Consider the following 15611-nt stretch of genomic DNA (forward strand, 5'->3'; position numbering starts at 1 on the left):
CGCGACGGGTGTCTCTGGTAACCTCCTGCGCATGCCCGCACGGCGTAGTGCGCCGCCCCGGGACTGGCACCAGGCGTCCCGGAAGGTGGCGGAGGCGTATTTCCCGCACGAGCTGCAGCCGCTCGGCGGCGGCCGCGATCCGCGCCTGACGCTGCGCACGCTCGACCTCGGGCCGGTGCTGGTGGGGCACGTCGGGTGGGGCGCCGATGTGCGGGTCGCGTGCGACTACCCCGGCGCCTATGAGATCAACATGCCGCTGACCGGGCACCTGGAGAGCCGGGGCAGGTACGGGCCGGTGGTGTCGGTGTCCGGGCAGGCGACGGTGTTCCGTGCCGACACGCCCTCGCTGATCAGCCACTGGGACGCCACCTGCACGGTGCTGGGCGTGAAGTTCGACAGCGCGTGGCTGGATCGCGAGGCCGAGCGGGTGCTCGGCGGCGACCGGGTCACGCTGCGCGGCGAGCTGCCGGACCAGCTCGACCTGGCCGCCGGGCAGGGGCGCGCGTGGCGTCAGCTGGTCGGCAGCCTGGCGGCGAACCTGCACGAGCCCGGCCTCCTTGGCGACGTCGTGCGCGACCAGCTGGCCGGCGCGCTCGCGGCGAGTTTCCTGCTGGCCGGGTGCCCGGAGGCCGGCGCGGGCCCGGCGCCGCGCCCGCGGGCGATCAACCGGGTGCTGGACCAGCTGCACGACGACCCGGGCCGCCCCTGGACGGCGGGCGACATGGCCGAGGTGGCGGGCACCAGTGTCCGGCGCCTGCAGGAGGGGTTCCGGCAGTGGGTGGGCTGCAGCCCGACCGAGTACCTGCTGGGGATCCGGCTGCAGCGGGCCGACGCGGACCTGGCCGCCTCCGGGAGCACGGTCAGCGAGGTGGCGGCGCGCTGGGGCTTCTCCAGCGCCAGCCGGTTCGCGGCCGCCTACCGGCGCCGCTACGGCGTGCCGCCCGCGCAGGCGCACCGCTGAATGCGCTTTCCGCGCTCCTGGTGTTGATAGCGAAAACGCTGTCACCGGACTGCGCATCCCTCACCGGCCGACTGTCCTTTTCGGACTTATTTCGCCGTCGTGGCCTGTCATGTCCACTGAGGAAAATCAGACACCACCGCGCCGCGCGGACCGTGAGTCCTGCACGGTGTCGTCACGTTTTGCGTTACAGCGCAAGAGCAATCTCACTCGCAGGTCTTGTACACGGTTAGATCAACCCGCCTGCACCAACCACGAGTAGCGGTGATGTAGTGTTCTGCGCCGGGTGATCACTCGAATAGATGACGCTCCATGGTCGCCCGTTTTTCACGCCATGTTCTGACACTTCGTGGACGCGACGACGCGTTCACCGAGACCTCGTGCCTGCTGACGGAGAAAGACGGACAAGTGGTGGACTTCGACGCACTGGCCGCCGAACTGCGCGGCCTCCGCGACAGTGTCGCCGGGGTGACGGACACACGGTGGTCGCGGCGGTCGACGGGATCTGCATCTTCGCCGACGCGGACGAATCCATCGACCCCGCCAAGATCTCCGCGCTCGCCGCCGCCGACCTGGGCATCGCGCGCCAGGCCTCCGAGCTGGCCGGCCAGGGCTCGCTCAACCAGACCGTGGTGTTCAGCAGCGACGGCTACCTGGCCGTCTACGCCATCGGCCGGATCGCGCTGCTGGTGGTGCTCGGGGACAAGGGGCTCAACGTCGGGCGCCTGCTGTTCGAAACCCGGCCCGTCATCGACCGGATCGCGAAGATCCTGACCGCCTAGCCCGGCAGGAAAACCCAGTTCACAGGAGGAAACCGACATGATGAACATCGACACCGCGCTCAAGGAAGCCATGAGCATCACCGGGGCCCTCGGCGTCGCGCTGGTCGACTACGAGAGCGGGATGTCGCTCGGCACCAGCGGTGGCGACGACTGGCTCGACCTGGACATCGCCGCGGCGGGCAACACCGAGGTCGTGCGGGCGAAGCTGCGGGTCATGTCGTCGCTGGGGCTCAACGACTCGATCGAGGACATCCTGATCACGCTGCACCGCCAGTACCACCTGATCCGGCTGCTGAACTCGCCCGGATCGCGCAACTCCATGTTCCTCTACCTGGTGCTGGACCGGGAGCGCGCGAACCTGGCGCTGGCCCGGCACTACCTCAAGCAGATCGAGTCCGACCTGCAGGTCTAGCCCGCACTCGCACCAGAGGAGGGGGCGATGACCGCAGGCGGCTCGAAGGCCGCGCTCGTCGTCGGCTCGGCGTTCCTGCACGACCTCGGTTCCCTGTTCCCGGTGGCGATGACCCTCACCGGCGACGAGCTGGTGTTCACGTTCGTGTCGCCCGGCGAGGTCGAGCAGTGGGCCGCGGAGCGGACGTCGACGGTCCTGGCCGGACGGGAGGCCCGTTTTTCCGTTGACACACAGGAAGAACGGGTCCTCGTCGAACTCACCGGGACGCGGATCCGCGCGCTGATCGTGCTCGCCGACGACGTGACCGCGCCGCTGCCCGGCCGCTGGCGCGACCGGATGCCCATGACGGTGCGGCTCGCGCTGGAGGAGCTGGCCCGGATGCTCGCGCGGTGCCACCACGCCGCGGGTGGCGCGGCGCCGCTGATCGACCTCGACCTCACCTACCGCCCCGATCCCGGCTACCACGAACGGCTCAGCCAGGCCCACGAAAGCGTGCGCCCGTTCATCGCGCCGGTCCGCCCGGTGCTGTCGCTGCGCTGGCGCTCGGCGACTCCGGGGCAGCGCAAGGCTTTCCTGGGTGAGCTGCCGGGCGGATCCGGACGCGGCTGGCTGCGCCGACGGCAGACGGTGCCGGTGATGGGGCTGGACCTGGAGGTCGTCCGCTGACTGTCGTCAGTGGACGGTGGCGAGGACGAGGTAGCGGTCCTCGCCGTCGTCGATGTCGTCCAGGCGCCAGCCGGCCGCGGTGAGGGCGGCGCGGATGTTCTGTTCGGCGCGGAGGTCGTCCGGGGTCAGCTCCCGGCCCTGCCGCCGCGCCAGCGCCGCCCGCCCGACGGGGTGGAACAAGGCGAGGCGCCCGCCGGGCCGGCACACGCGGGCGAGTTCCCGCAGCCCCGCGACCGGGTCGGGCAGGTGCGAAACCAGCCCGGCGGCGAAGACGGCGTCCAGGGCGCCGGTCTTCAGCGGCAGGTGCAGGGCGTCGCCGAGGAGCAGCGCCGCCACGCGGTGACGACCGCGGGCGGCCGCCTCGGCGAGCATCTCGGGGGTCACGTCGACGCCGAGGACCGTCCCCCCGGGGCCGACGGCGTCCCGCAGCTCCGGCAGGGCGCGCCCGGTGCCGCACGCGATGTCGGCGACGACCCCGCCTGCCGGCGGAGCCAGATCCGCGACGGCACGCCGGTAGCGGGGCCCGTCGTCGGGGAACTTCAGCTCCCAGGTCGCCGCGCGGGGCCCGAAGAAGGCCCGCGTCGCCGCGAGGCCGGTCGGTGGCACGCTCATGGGGGAAGCTTAGGCGCCGCGGCAGCAGCGAGGTCGCCACCACGCGGCCGCCCAGGGACAGGTCCACCGCCGCCGCTCCCCTCGACAGGCCAGCCCACGATTCGCCTCCCCGACGCCCCACCGGCCGGCGCCGCACCCAGCCGCCGCGGCCAACCAGCGGCGCCGCTCACCAGCAGCCCCCAGACCCCCGCGCCCCGGCACAGCCACCCCACCGCCACCGTCACCAACGGACCGCCGCGACGCCCGGAGCCGCCCAAGCCCGTGGCACCGCCTCCTTGGAACCGTTGAAGCACCCCACCGGCCGATCCCCCACCACCGCCGCCGTCACCCTCACCAATGGACCAGCCGCGACGCCCGGAGCCCCCCAAGCCCGCGGCAGCGCCCCTTTGACCCGTTGAAGCACCCACCACCAGCGGCACCCTCACGAGTGGACCAGTCGCGACGGCCGGTCCGAGGCCGGCCACACGTAGGGCAGGTCGTCCGGCACGCCGTCGAAGAATCGCTTGTAGTGCCCGGGATCCTTGTGCAGCAGCGCCGACTGGTGGCTGCGGTGGAAGTCCGGGTCGCCGAGCCACGGCGGCATCTCCCCCGCCTCCCGCAGCGCCTGCTCGTCCCGCGGCTGCGGCAGCCCGACCGCGCGCGCCAGGTCGTCGGTCAGCTTCACCGCGCACGTGTCGGTGTGCCCGGCCGCGCACCACACCCGGCACACCTCCAGCCCGTAGCGGGTCAGCGCCTCCTCGTAGCCGGTCCACATCTTCGCCGCCGGGTGGTGCCGCCACCCGTAGTTCGGCACCGTCAGCGCCCGCAGCACCTGCAGCGTCTCGACGCGCTGCTTGCCGAGGCGCCGCGTGTCCAGCACCTGCGCGGTTTCGGCGAACCCTGGGTAGGGCAGGAACGTCTGCATTCAGCCCACCTGCTCGTCCGGCGTCGCCTCGTGCCCGGCCACGCCCGGCGAGCGGCGCTCCCGTTTCAGTTCCGCCTCGAACAGGTGCCGCCGCCCGCCGGTCAGCTCGCGCGCCTGCCGTTCGAACGCGCGGAACGGCTGGTAGTAGGTGTCGTCGAAGTCCTCGACCACCTGGAACGTCCACCGTCCCGGCAGCACGTTGCGGCCGACCAGCTCGCGGGCGATGCGGTCGGCCAGCTCGTCGTGGCCGGCCTTGCGCAGCAGCTCGACGGCCTCGCCGACGGCGAAGTCGGTGGTTCCTGTCATGCGGTGGAACTGGTAGAGGTGCCCGCGCGCGACCTCGAGGGTCTCGAGGGCCTCGGTGAGCTTGCCGACCGCCTCGACCGTCGCACGGTCGTAGCGGTCGGCCTCGGGGTTCTCGTCGTCGAGACGCGCGTCAGTCATGCGGGCGGGATACCCACCCCGAACCGTTTCACAACCGTTGCCGGGTGAGCACGGGTTCACGTTTCGCGCGCGAGACCGCCACCCCGGCCAGGCAGAGAACGCCGCCGGCCAGCGAGAGCCAGCCCGGGATCTCGCCGAGCACGGCCCACGACATCAGCACCACCACGGCCGGCACGGCGTAGGTGGTCGAGCCCATCTTCCCCGCGGTCGTGCGGGCGAGCGCGTACGCCCAGGTCGTGAAGGCGAGGGCGGTCGGGAACACGCCGAGGTAGAGCATGCTCAGGGTGGCTTCGGCGGGCGCGGTGGCGAGGTCGTCGACGAGCTGCCCGGCGAACGGCAGGCACGCGACGGCGCCGATCAGGCAGCCGAAGGTGGTGACCTGGAGGGCCGAGGCGTGCTTGAGGGCGGGTTTCTGGCTGACCACGCCACCCGCGTAGGTGATGGCCGCGAGCAGGCAGAGCACCACGCCGAGGACGGGCGCCTGGCCGCGGCCGGACATCGACAGTCCCACGACGACGGCGCCGGCGAAGGAGACGGCGAGCCCCGCGAGCAACCGTCCGGGGAAACCCTCGCGCAGCAGCCAACCGCCGAGCAGGGCGATCAGGATGGGGCCGACGTTGACCAGCATGGCCGCCGTGCCGGCGTCGACGAGTTGTTCGCCCCAGTTCAGGACGACCATGTAGGCGCCGAACCAGAGCACCCCCGCGGCCGCGATCCCCGGCCACGCCTCGCGTTTCGGCAGCCCTTCGCGCCGGATGACCAGGAAGACGAGGAGCGTGAGCGTGCCGGCGACGAGCCTGCCGAGGGCCAGCGCGCCCGGTGTGAAGTGCTCACCGGCCGCCCGGATGGCCACGAAGGCCGACGCCCAGAGCACGACGGTGGTGAGGGCCGCGACCATCGCGCGGCGGTCCATGCTGAGATCCACGCCCCGGACGCTATTCCCCGGACGTTTCGGTGTCCGGCGATTTTCCGCCACGGCGCCCGACGAGCCGGTCCAGCAGGTCACGGTTGCCGGGCCACGCCTCGTCGAGCACCTCCCGTGGCACGCGCCGCGCCGCGTACCGCAAGGCCAGCGCCACGACGACGACGTCGTCGAGCGGCCCGATGACCGGCAGGAACTCGGGGATCAGGTCGACCGGCGACAGCACCCAAAGCCCCGCGAACACCACGGCGACCTTCGCCCGCAGCGGCACGCGCGGATCCTTGCGGAGCCGCTTGACGGTGATCACACAGTCCGGCAGGAAGCGCGCGAGATCCCTGGCCAGCCCCGGTGGGAGTAGTTTCGGGAGGAAGATCAGCAGCACCCACGAGCCAAGCATGACCCCAGCCGCGATCAGGACGCCCGTGAGCCAGCCAGGCACTTTGCGCTCCTCCGAGTAGAACCCAAAGGAGCCTACCCGCCTCACCCTCTGTGACGGCCCGCTCTTATAGCGCACTGTTGATCACGCGCAGTCACCCACCCCCCGTGAACCGGCGTCCGCGGATGGGCTACTCTTGTGCGCACAAGAGAAGAGCAGGTCCGAGTGGCGGAATGGCAGACGCGCTAGCTTGAGGTGCTAGTGCCCGTAAAGGGCGTGGGGGTTCAAGTCCCCCCTCGGACACAACCACTTCGCACACGGATGGTTGGGGCTGGGTTTCAGCCACCACCATCCGTGTTGTTTCGTTGTAGGTCAGTTTCAGGCCGAGCTGTCGGTAGACCTCCAGCTTGTCGCCCGGGTCTGCGTCGCGCAGCACCTGGAGCAGCCCGCCCATCGCGTCGACCAGCTGACGAATCTCGGCGGCGGTCATTCTCCGGTCCGCCCCCGACCGGGCGCCCGAGGCGGCCATCTGCGCCTCCAGCACCGCCTTCTCCTGCTGCACCTGCCTGGTCCACTTGGCCACCAGCGCCGGATCTGTGCCGGCTTCGAGCGCGGCCTGGTGCCGGGCGAGTTTCCGGTCGCACTCCGCCAGCGCCCGGCGCGTCTCGGCGCCAGCGGGAGCGTGATCCGGCTGCGACTCCTCCATCGCGGTGAGCGACTGTTCGATTCTGGCGGGCGCGAACACCTGGGCCAGCCAGGTGTCGAGCGGCAGCAGCAGCACATCCTCGCGCAGGTGCACCGTCAGCGGGTGGTCGAGCCGGTTGGCGAGGGCGTACTCGTTCGGGTAGCGGCAGCGGTAGTGGGCCCGCTCGCGGATCCAGTTGCCCTGCATGCGCCGCCCACAGCTCTCGTGGAACAGCAGGCCCTTGAGCGCATAGGGGTGCTTCTTCCGCTCGGTCACCCGACCTGTCGACCGCGGGCCCCTTGAGGCCAGGCGAGCCTGCACCTGCTCGAAGGTCTCCCTGCTGATCAGCGCCGCATGGACCTTCTGGTCGGAGAAGACCCACTGGTCCCGCGGATTCCACGCCAGCCTGGTCCGATGCCCGAGCCCGACGTCCTCGACATCGATCAGAGACTCCTGCTTGCGCTGCTTGTTCCACACCTCGTGACCGGTGTAGCGCGGATTGGTCAGGATGGTCCGGACGGCGCTCTTCGACCACGCCACCCCCGACCTGTGCTGATTGCGGCCCCGGTCGTACGCCGACGGACATGGAATTCCGTCAGCAGTGAGCCGTTGCGCGATCGCGAAGACACCGATCCCCGACAGGTACTCGTGGAAGATCCGCTGCACGACCGGCGCCGTCTTTGGATCCGGCTCGAGCCGATGCAGCCGCTTGCCATCGCCCGCCTTCGCCGGGTTCGGATGCGGCCCGGCATCAGCCAGCCGATAGCCGTAAGGAGGGCGGCCACCCAGGTAACGGCCCTCCACCTGGGCCTGCGCCGCCATCGCCGACCGCACCCGGACCTTGATCCTGGTCCGCTCCCCCTTGCTCATCCCACCGAACACCGACATCACCAGGTCGTGCGCCTCGGACTCCGGGTCGACCGCTCCCCCGACCTCCGGCACCCACAACCCCACCCCGTAATGCGCGAACACCGGAAACGTCAACCCGTACTGATTGCCATAGAACGCCCGCTGCGGCTCCCCGACCACCACCGCCTCGAACCCGCGATCCCGCCTCTTGAGCACCTCAAGCAATCGAGCAGCCTCCGGCCGCCGCTTCCACGGAATCGAACGGGACTGCCCCACATCGAAGAACTCCACGACGATCTCCCCGTGCCGCTCGACCAACGCCCGCGCCCGCGCCAACTGCCAGTTCCGCGAGGCGTCCGGATCCTGCTGATCCTCCGTCGACACCCGCCCGTAGAACGCAAACCTCATCACTACGCCGCCTCCCGCTCCCCCGACACACCCCGCGGCGACGCCGCCCGTACGCCGGCCCCACCATGCCCGCGCTTGCCAGCTACGTTGCGCACCAGCCGCAACAGCGCGCGTGCTGCGGCCGGCGACAGAACCGGCGACATCGGCGGCACAACCACGTGAACCTGCTCACCACCAGAACCGGCGGGCCGATGCGATCGGCGCTTCTTCCCCGCCGTCATCGCCGCGCCTTCCGCAGCGCTTCCGCCCGGTCCGACGCCGCGCTAATCAGGCGATCAATAACCTCTGCTAGGGACGGACCAAACCCTTTCAGCAGCCCACCAAATGTTGACCGACCTGAAATTCCGGGTACCAAAACATGCGACACGTCCATATCTACGCTCCGCAACTACGCCGACGTCAAGGACAGGCGTCAAGCCGCTCAGCCCTCGCTCACGAACACTCGATCTCCCATCCGGAACCACCACGGCCTGACACATTGAACTCCGCCAAAGCGGCAGCTCGGGGACACGCGGACCGGAGAAAAACAAAGGTCCCCTGACCGGTTGCTCATCTCGATAGGGTCGCTGAGCGGCATGTGGCTGGGTTACGACCAGCCGGCACGAGCGGTCAAGCCACCATCTCGACGACTGCCGTCAGAACCTCGAAGGGGCCGTTTCACATCTCCGGCAACTGATCACTAAGCTGTGAACTATGTACGCCATACTGCGCTGACCTGCGGATACATAACTTCTGCAGGTCAACAGGGTCGTTCGAGTCAGTTGATGCGCCTTCAGTACCGTCCGGCGCACCGCGCTGCTCCCAACCTGCTTCTCAAGACTGCTCGCCGGGGGGACAAGGCAGCAGCTGGCCGATGAAATCCATCGAGATCGAGATATCGGCAAGCCGCCCGGCGGTCTACCCTCACGGCCGACCTCCAGTGTCCGCAGTTTTGCCAGGTCAGGACAGCGCGACGTGCGGATTGGCGGCCGCCGCTAAGACGTCGTTGCGAAAACGTGAACTTCCCGGTCGTAACGCGGGGGGTTAATGCCCTGATTGTCGTATGGACATGATCGTCGCAGAAGCTGGAGGATCGGGTGATGGCAGCCTCCACGCATGGCGCTGGCCCCAGTGCCGTGGGGTACCAGCATCAGACGTGGTGGGCGCTTGTCGAACTGTTGCGCGCCGGCCCCGAGCGCCCCGATGCCGCGATCACCCTGGAGCTCCACGACGATGTGGCGTGGGAGGAGAACGGTAGCCCGACCGAGTTGCTGCAGGTGAAGCACCATCAACGGGCTCAGCGGTCGTTGACCGACAGTTCTGTCGACGTGTGGCGGACGCTCAGAGTGTGGATGGATGAGGCGAACCCCGGCGACCCGGACGGTCCGAAGTTGGTCCTCGTCACGACGCAGACAGCCGGCGTAGGTTCCGCGATGGAGGCACTGCGACCTCGCGGGCGCAACGCCTCTGCCGCGCTCACTGCCCTGGAGAACATCGCCAGTACCTCGCGGAGCCAGGAAACTGACTCTTCGCGCAAGCAGTTCCTGGCACTCAGCTCGTCAGAACGGCGGACGTTCGTCTCCCGGATCGTCGTGCTCGACGGCTCACCGTCGATCGATGACGCGTCGGAATCGGTCCGGATCCCGCTGCACTGGACGCTGCCAATGGGACACGAGGACCTGTTCCTGAGCCTGGTGTGGCGATGGTGGGACCAGCAGGCGCTGGCGATGCTCCAGGGGCGGCTCGCCCGTGTGGATGTGAGTGCGGCCCAGCAGGCGATCGCGGAGATCCGCGACCGCTTCACCATGGACAACCTGCCGACCCTGGTTGAACTGGTCGGCCTGAACGTCGGCGATATCGAACGCGATCACGCGTCACACGCCTTCGTACACCAGATGCGCTGGGTGGATTACCCGCCGAAGAACTTGCAGAAGGCCATGATCGACTACTACCGCGCGTACACCCAGACCGCGCGCTGGCTTGACGAGGACCTCATCGGGGTCGCAGACCTCACTCGATTCGAGCTCGAGCTCATCGACGAATGGGAACGCCAGTTCGAGTGGATGCTCGACGAGCTTGACCCTGACGCGGACGAGGCTGCCAAGAAGAAGGCCGGGAAGCTGCTGCTTCGGGAGCTGCTCGACCGGACCGGAATCACGATTCGCGCCAGGTACCAGGATCCGTTCTTCGCGCGCGGTCAACGTCACATGCTTGCCGACCGGGGCAAGGTTGGCTGGCATCCGGACTTCCAGGTGCGCCTGGAGCAGCTGCTTCAGGTCAGCGCATGACCCACCCGGTGGCGCACAAATCGACCCTGACAGCGGAAGGATGCTATGCCGAAGTGGGCTGAGCGATCGCCCGTGGCCGCCGCCATGTTGAATCCCGCGCTGATCGCTGCGATCCTCGCCGCGGCTGCCGAGGACTACCGCAAGGAATCTGGACGCGGGATGCCCTGGGAACTGGCTTTCATCGTCTCCCCCTTGGTGCTCCATCGGGCAACACGAGAAGCCTTGCCGAGCTCGATTCGAACACACCTGGCCAACTGGATATCAGCCAACCCCGCCCTGCACGCTGGGTTTCCGTCGCGCGCGAGGAACCTCACCGCGCCGATCAAGGAGGGCCTCCGATTCGGCCTGACCCACCACATCCTCACTCTCGAAGGTGCAGTCCTCTTGGGACAGATCAAACGACCACGCGGCTTCTCGACTCCCGACGAACTCCGCGACCTCCTACGGCCCGCCCGCCTAACCGGCCGCTGGTTGTCGAAAGCTGATGCAACCTCAACCGTATTCGCCCTCTTCGGTGTGGCTCCCTGATTATCATGCAGATCAACGAGATCGTCCTGTACAACGCCACTGGCGAGAAGCGCTCCGTCGAATTCACGCTGGGCGAGCTGAACATCGTCACCGGGGATTCGAAGACCGGTAAGAGTGCGTTGCTCGACATCGTCGAGTACTGCCTCGGCCGAGACACACTGCAGATGCCGGTTGGTCCTATCACGAGAACCGTCGTTTGGTACGCCACCCTCTTTGAACTCGGAGACGGCGGACGAGCCTTCGTCGCCCGGCCCGCACCTCAGCCGGGTAGGGCGTCGACACAGCGGGCAATGCTCGAGTTCGGAGCAGACCTGTCCGCGCCGGAATTCGCTGATCTTGCCGTCAACGCCGACTCGCGCAGCGTTCGCGAGCAACTGGGCCGGCGCATCGGCATCGAAGAGAACTCCCATCAACCTCCTCCGGGTTCGTCCCGGCCGGCGCTCGAAGCGAACCTCGGCCACGCGGCGCTTCTCTGCTTCCAGCGCCAGAGCGAGATCGCGAACCGGGACCTCCTGTTCCACCGCCAGGGCGAACAGGGCATGACCCAAGCCCTCAAGGACACCATCCCGTACTTCATCGGCGCGGTACCGCGCGACCAGGCGCTCAAGCGCGCCCGGCTCGCAGCCGCTCGACGTCAACTGCGTTCGCTGCAGGCCCAGCACCAGCGAGCCCTCGAGGCCGCCGACTCAGCTGACGCTCGTCTCAACGAGTTGTGGAGTGAGGCCTACACCCTGGGCATGGTCAGCGACCGGGTCATGCCGGACCGCACCGTCGCGGTCGAGCGTTTGCGGACGGCCATCACGGCGAGCGACTACGCGCAGCCCGCCACGCCCGAATTGATCAACCGGGAGGTCGAGCTCCAACGACGTCAAGAGTCGCTCCGAGACCAGCTTCGCGCCCTGAGCGCTGAACGAGCACTCCTCGTACAACAGGATGACAGCGAGACGGACTACGCCTCCGCCGTACGGACTCAAGCCGCCAGGCTCACCAGTCTGAATCTGCTCGATTTCCAAGGCAGCGACGAGAGTGCTCGTGACTCCGCTCCGTGTCCCGTTTGCGGCAACGAACTCGCGGAACCGGACCCGACCGCACGGGACCTCAAGCAGAGCCTCGATCAGCTGAACTCCGCCCTCGAGGGAATCGATGCGGCGCGTCCGGCACGACGCGCCGCGCTCGAACGAGTCGACGAACGGCTCGCTACCGTCCGAGCGGAACTACGTACGGCCGACGCAGCTGTCCGCGCGGTCCATTCCACCAACAACGCCACAGACAACCTACCCGACTCGACACGGCGCGACTTCGCCCGCGGGCGCATCCACGCCACACTCGCCGCCCTGCCCACGGGTTCGGCTTACCAACTGGAACGCCTCCGCGAGCAGGTCGAGTCCATGCAGGACCACATCTCCAGCCTTGAGGCCGAGCTCGACCCGGCTGAGGAGCGGGAACAACTCACCTCCCGGCTCGTCACCATCAGCCACGACATGACCAGGTGGGCGGAACAGCTCCGATTGGAGCACGGTGACGGCGGCAGTGTCCGCCTGGATCTCAACCGGCTCACCGTGGTCGCCGACACCGAGGCCGGTCCCGCGCCATTGCCACGGATCGGAAGCGGCGAGAACTGGATCGGCTACCACCTCGTCACCCACCTCGCACTCCACCGCTACTTCGTACGCCAGCAACGTCCGGTTCCCCGGCTACTCATGCTCGATCAACCCACCCAGGTCTGGTTCCGGTCAGAAGTCGACCAGAATTCCGGGACACCCGCCGGTGACAACGACCGAGAAGCAGCCCGGCGTCTCTTCCAACTGATTCATGACGTCACCGCCGAACTGGCCCCGCACATGCAGGTCATCGTCTGCGACCACGCCAACCTGTCCGAAGGCTGGTTCCAGCGATCGGTACGCCACAACTGGCGAGGAGACACGAAGCTGATTCCAAGCCATTGGCTTAGTGCCATCGATTCCGAGGACCAGGAGCAGTGACCTTCGAAGGGGCTGCCAAGCTGGACAGTCAGTGATTCTGAACGACTGTGCCAGGCGTGCGCGCCCAGGTGCTTGGCGTCCCAGCCCGCCGCCGACGCGGCAGCGGTCCCCAGTACCATTGGGCCGCCACCATCTCAACCGAACCGGACTGGAGCTGAGCGAGGCAGAGCAGCGCATCGTCGCCGCGCTGCGCGAGGGACACGCCAAAATCTGGCGTGGTCGCTAAGCACACCAGCATGATGCTGGCGGCACATCGAGTGCCGCCAGCAGTCTGTCACTTCTCGTTGCGGACGCCCTTGTGCTGGTTCGGGCTGCCGTTCAGGATGCGTCCCGTCTTGGTGTCCCGCTTGAACCAGATGTCGCCGCGCTTGAACTCGCTGCGCTGTTTGACGGCTCCCTTGCGGTGGCCGTTTCCGGTGTTCTTGGCCATCTTGATCACCTCCATCCCGAGAGCCGGCAGGATTCGGTCCCATACCTGGGCTCTCACTACGTAGTCGAGATAGGCCGTGACCGAGTTAGTCCCGACACTCCACACAGAGTCCGTCCACAAGCAGTTGCGGCTGGTAATTCAAGGTGCACTTGCTGCACGGCTGCTCTCGAGCGGCGGCGCGCTGACACCGGCACTTCCCGCATATCGGGCAGAACGGCTCCCCGCAGTCTGGGCAGGGATAGCCGCGGACGGCCTGTTCGCCCTGGCAGCAGTGGATCGTCCTGATCGGACGCTGGTCGAACTCTCGCGGCTGATCGAGGTGGAGCTGCTCGCAGTTCCAGGTGTCGATGTCGGAGAAGATGGCGATGATGCGCTTGCCGTCGCTTACGGCGTCGACGTAGTAGTCCTCGCGCTCACCCCACGCCGTGCTCCAGAAGGTCTTTCTCGTCAGCTCGGATCCCGCCTGCATGGTCCGGAAGGGGTGCCCATCGGGGACGGCCTGCCCTGGCCACGGGATCACTACCGGCCAGCCCGACTCGACATCGGGCTGCACGCTCGCGTACTGCACCGTTTCGTGATCGGCGATGACGACCGCGCCTACGTGCGGAAGCCTGCCGGCCAGCCCGATCGCACAAGCCGGGATACTGGCATGGCTCATGCGGTACAAAGCGAGCACGTGATGTGCCTGCAGGGAGCCCTGGTTGAGCACGAGGTCGACCGCGCTTGCCGGCAACACCAGTTGCTGCGCGATTCGATCACACAGTGTTTCCAGCAGCCGTCCCGGTTCGGGCTGGTCGGCAAGCCAGTCGTACAGCTCGTCCGCCTGCTCGACCAACCAGTGTCCGAGCTCGTGCGCCAAGGTGAAATTCTCGCGTCGGCTGAACGGCGTCGGCGCATACAAAATGACATCATCTCGCAGGAACGACACCCCGTCGCAAACACCGCCGTCGCCGCGACGGCTCGACAGGTGCTCAGCTGCTCGAGCAGTCAGCCCCAGGTCACCTCGCAGCGTGCCGTGCGGGTCGGCCGCGAATCGAGCGCGCACTGCGGCATCGAGATGACAGACCGCGCGGTCGACGCATTCATCAAGATTCACGTTGTTCACCACCACCCTCCAACGCGGCTACCAACGCCTCCAATGACGCCAACAGCTGTTCGACATCTGGTCGATCACCTCGGTGAACAGTGGCCAGAGCCCGAGACTTCAGGGTCGACGCCGCGAGGCCAGGAGACACAGCCCGGATCTGCGTCCACCGCTGCACCAACCTGCCGAATCGCGGTGATTCGCTCAGCGCGGTCAGTATCTCGTGCCCGCCGGTTTCCGCTCGGCTGACCGTGAGCAGGTCCGGCTCCGTTCCCGTCTCCTCCGCGATAGCCTTGATCAAGGCGGGGGGCACATCAGCCGCGGACTGGTTCTCCCAGCGGAAGACATCCCGCCTTTCGACATCCCATCCACGGGCGCTGAGCCGGTCAGCCAGCGCACCCGGTTTGAGATTGGCGTTGCGCCGGGCACGAGCCAACGCCTCGCGATCAAGGGCGTAACGAGGATCCGGTACCAGGCCCAGCATGGCCGCGACCGGATCATCCTCGAGGGGCGGCGCACCGTGCCCTGCTTCCCACAGCAACTCTGCCACGTCGACGAGCGACTGGACCTCCACGCGCTGCTCGTCGGTCAGACCGGGCAGCTCACCAGTCGCGGAACGCGCTCGCGTCTCCAGAAACTTGGCGATCACCTCATCACTCTTGTCGTCGGTCATGCGGCACCTCCTTGCTCATCGAGGTAGAGTCGCAACTCCTCCAGCGCGCGCCTGGCCATCTGGCTGACCCGGCCAGGCGATACGCCCAGCTCAACCGCCACGTCATCACGGGGCCGCCCCAAGGCGATGTACTCCCATGCCACTCTCCGGTGCCGATCGTCGAGAACCGCCAGTCCGTCCCAGACCACTGCTCCCAGTCGTTCCCGGTCGATCCGCTCAGCAGCGTCCTCGGCGATGTCGACCGTGTCCGCATGGTCATGTTCGGGACCGAACTCGGGTCCGGCATGGCGCGCCGCAGCCGAACGGAGCAGGTCGAGAGCCTTACGCTTGGCCGCCGTCACCATGACCGCTTCCCAGTTCCGCACCCCCGCCGGAGGCGCGCTGATGAGAGACGTCATCGCCTCGCTGACGGCGTCGTTCGCTCGATCGGCGAGCCCGGCCTCACGCAACACTGACGCCGCGACCCGGTGCATGGCATCCTTGTGCCGCTGGTACAGCGCTGCCCAGTCTGGTTGAGCCACCAGATCACCCAATCATCTCGGCCATCGGAAAACCGAACATCTCTCACCTCCGGTTGTCGCGGCCAGCTGCCACGCGGCCGGCTCACCACGTAGTCGAGAGAGGGCGAC

16 protein-coding genes, 1 tRNA gene and 1 pseudogene are annotated in these 15611 nt (G+C 68.0%); 8 read left to right on the top strand and 10 right to left on the bottom strand.

All coding sequences use genetic code 11. The annotated features are described in order from the left end of the window. The first annotated feature begins 31 nt into the window (after positions 1–31). The 4 genes from AMYTH_RS0109275 to AMYTH_RS0109290 all read left to right on the top strand — a co-directional run bounded on the left by AMYTH_RS0109275 (position 32) and on the right by AMYTH_RS0109290 (position 2818). Entirely contained in the window at positions 32–961 is a 930-nt protein-coding gene (locus AMYTH_RS0109275) for an AraC family transcriptional regulator (RefSeq protein ID WP_027930081.1), read from the top strand. Between the two features lie 479 nt (positions 962–1440). Next, positions 1441–1740: a roadblock/LC7 domain-containing protein gene (locus tag AMYTH_RS50840; protein ID WP_267283886.1), complete on the top strand. Its 300-nt coding sequence runs from the start codon at positions 1441–1443 to the stop codon at positions 1738–1740. 40 nt (positions 1741–1780) lie between these two features. Then, positions 1781–2152 carry a hypothetical protein gene (locus tag AMYTH_RS0109285; RefSeq protein WP_027930082.1) on the top strand — a complete coding sequence of 124 codons (372 nt, stop codon included), beginning with the start codon at positions 1781–1783 and terminating at the stop codon, positions 2150–2152. 27 nt (positions 2153–2179) lie between these two features. After that, positions 2180–2818, top strand: a complete 639-nt coding sequence (locus AMYTH_RS0109290) for a hypothetical protein (protein ID WP_027930083.1) — start codon at positions 2180–2182, stop codon at positions 2816–2818. Between the two features lie 6 nt (positions 2819–2824). Here AMYTH_RS0109290 and AMYTH_RS0109295 read toward each other — a convergent pair whose 3' ends face one another. From AMYTH_RS0109295 to AMYTH_RS0109315, 5 genes are all read right to left on the bottom strand, one after another. Beyond that, a complete protein-coding gene (locus AMYTH_RS0109295) occupies positions 2825–3430 on the bottom strand; it encodes a class I SAM-dependent methyltransferase (RefSeq protein WP_027930084.1) in 606 nt (201 codons plus the stop codon). Between the two features lie 421 nt (positions 3431–3851). Next, a complete protein-coding gene (locus AMYTH_RS0109300; protein WP_027930085.1) occupies positions 3852–4334 on the bottom strand; it encodes an MSMEG_6728 family protein in 483 nt (160 codons plus the stop codon). After that, the gene (locus AMYTH_RS0109305) at positions 4335–4778 is read right to left on the bottom strand and encodes a hypothetical protein (protein ID WP_027930086.1); all 444 of its coding nucleotides are present in this window, start codon (positions 4776–4778) and stop codon (positions 4335–4337) included. It abuts the gene before it with no gap. Positions 4779–4806: 28 nt separating this feature from the next. Continuing rightward, a complete protein-coding gene (locus AMYTH_RS0109310; protein ID WP_027930087.1) occupies positions 4807–5691 on the bottom strand; it encodes a DMT family transporter in 885 nt (294 codons plus the stop codon). Between the two features lie 22 nt (positions 5692–5713). Then, entirely contained in the window at positions 5714–6139 is a 426-nt protein-coding gene (locus tag AMYTH_RS0109315) for a YkvA family protein (RefSeq protein ID WP_027930088.1), read from the bottom strand. Between the two features lie 156 nt (positions 6140–6295). On the opposite strand from AMYTH_RS0109315, the gene AMYTH_RS0109320 reads away from it, so the two are divergent. Then, positions 6296–6379: transfer RNA gene (locus AMYTH_RS0109320), tRNA-Leu, on the top strand. Between the two features lie 739 nt (positions 6380–7118). Here AMYTH_RS0109320 and AMYTH_RS51175 read toward each other — a convergent pair. Continuing rightward, positions 7119–8018: pseudogene (locus AMYTH_RS51175) on the bottom strand (recombinase family protein); the annotation flags it as partial. Positions 8019–9097: 1079 nt separating this feature from the next. On the opposite strand from AMYTH_RS51175, the gene AMYTH_RS0109325 reads away from it, so the two are divergent. Genes AMYTH_RS0109325 through AMYTH_RS0109330 form a run of 3 tightly spaced genes read left to right on the top strand, consistent with a single transcriptional unit; the run spans position 9098 to position 12795 of the window. Next, positions 9098–10285 (top strand): ABC-three component system protein, encoded by a 1188-nt coding sequence (locus AMYTH_RS0109325; RefSeq protein ID WP_027930089.1) that lies wholly within the window; start codon positions 9098–9100, stop codon positions 10283–10285. Positions 10286–10330: 45 nt separating this feature from the next. Continuing rightward, positions 10331–10813: a three component ABC system middle component gene (locus AMYTH_RS47785; RefSeq protein ID WP_084022544.1), complete on the top strand. Its 483-nt coding sequence runs from the start codon at positions 10331–10333 to the stop codon at positions 10811–10813. A 5-nt stretch (positions 10814–10818) separates the two neighbouring features. Then, positions 10819–12795, top strand: a complete 1977-nt coding sequence (locus tag AMYTH_RS0109330; RefSeq protein WP_027930090.1) for a DUF3732 domain-containing protein — start codon at positions 10819–10821, stop codon at positions 12793–12795. A gap of 274 nt (positions 12796–13069) precedes the next feature. Here AMYTH_RS0109330 and AMYTH_RS49495 read toward each other — a convergent pair whose 3' ends face one another. The 4 genes from AMYTH_RS49495 to AMYTH_RS0109350 form a co-directional block, all read right to left on the bottom strand. Beyond that, a complete protein-coding gene (locus AMYTH_RS49495; protein ID WP_167344576.1) occupies positions 13070–13225 on the bottom strand; it encodes a hypothetical protein in 156 nt (51 codons plus the stop codon). Positions 13226–13310: 85 nt separating this feature from the next. Beyond that, positions 13311–14330, bottom strand: coding sequence for an ImmA/IrrE family metallo-endopeptidase (locus tag AMYTH_RS0109340; protein ID WP_167344577.1), 1020 nt, complete (start codon positions 14328–14330; stop codon positions 13311–13313). Beyond that, positions 14311–14982, bottom strand: coding sequence for a hypothetical protein (locus AMYTH_RS0109345; protein WP_027930092.1), 672 nt, complete (start codon positions 14980–14982; stop codon positions 14311–14313). The genes AMYTH_RS0109340 and AMYTH_RS0109345 overlap by 20 nt, the downstream gene beginning before the upstream one ends. After that, positions 14979–15503, bottom strand: a complete 525-nt coding sequence (locus AMYTH_RS0109350; protein ID WP_209440753.1) for an RNA polymerase sigma factor — start codon at positions 15501–15503, stop codon at positions 14979–14981. The genes AMYTH_RS0109345 and AMYTH_RS0109350 overlap by 4 nt, the downstream gene beginning before the upstream one ends. Positions 15504–15611: the final 108 nt, after the last annotated feature.

Origin of the sequence: Amycolatopsis thermoflava N1165, assembly GCF_000473265.1 — a bacterium.
In the GTDB taxonomy this organism is placed as follows: domain Bacteria; phylum Actinomycetota; class Actinomycetes; order Mycobacteriales; family Pseudonocardiaceae; genus Amycolatopsis_E; species Amycolatopsis_E thermoflava.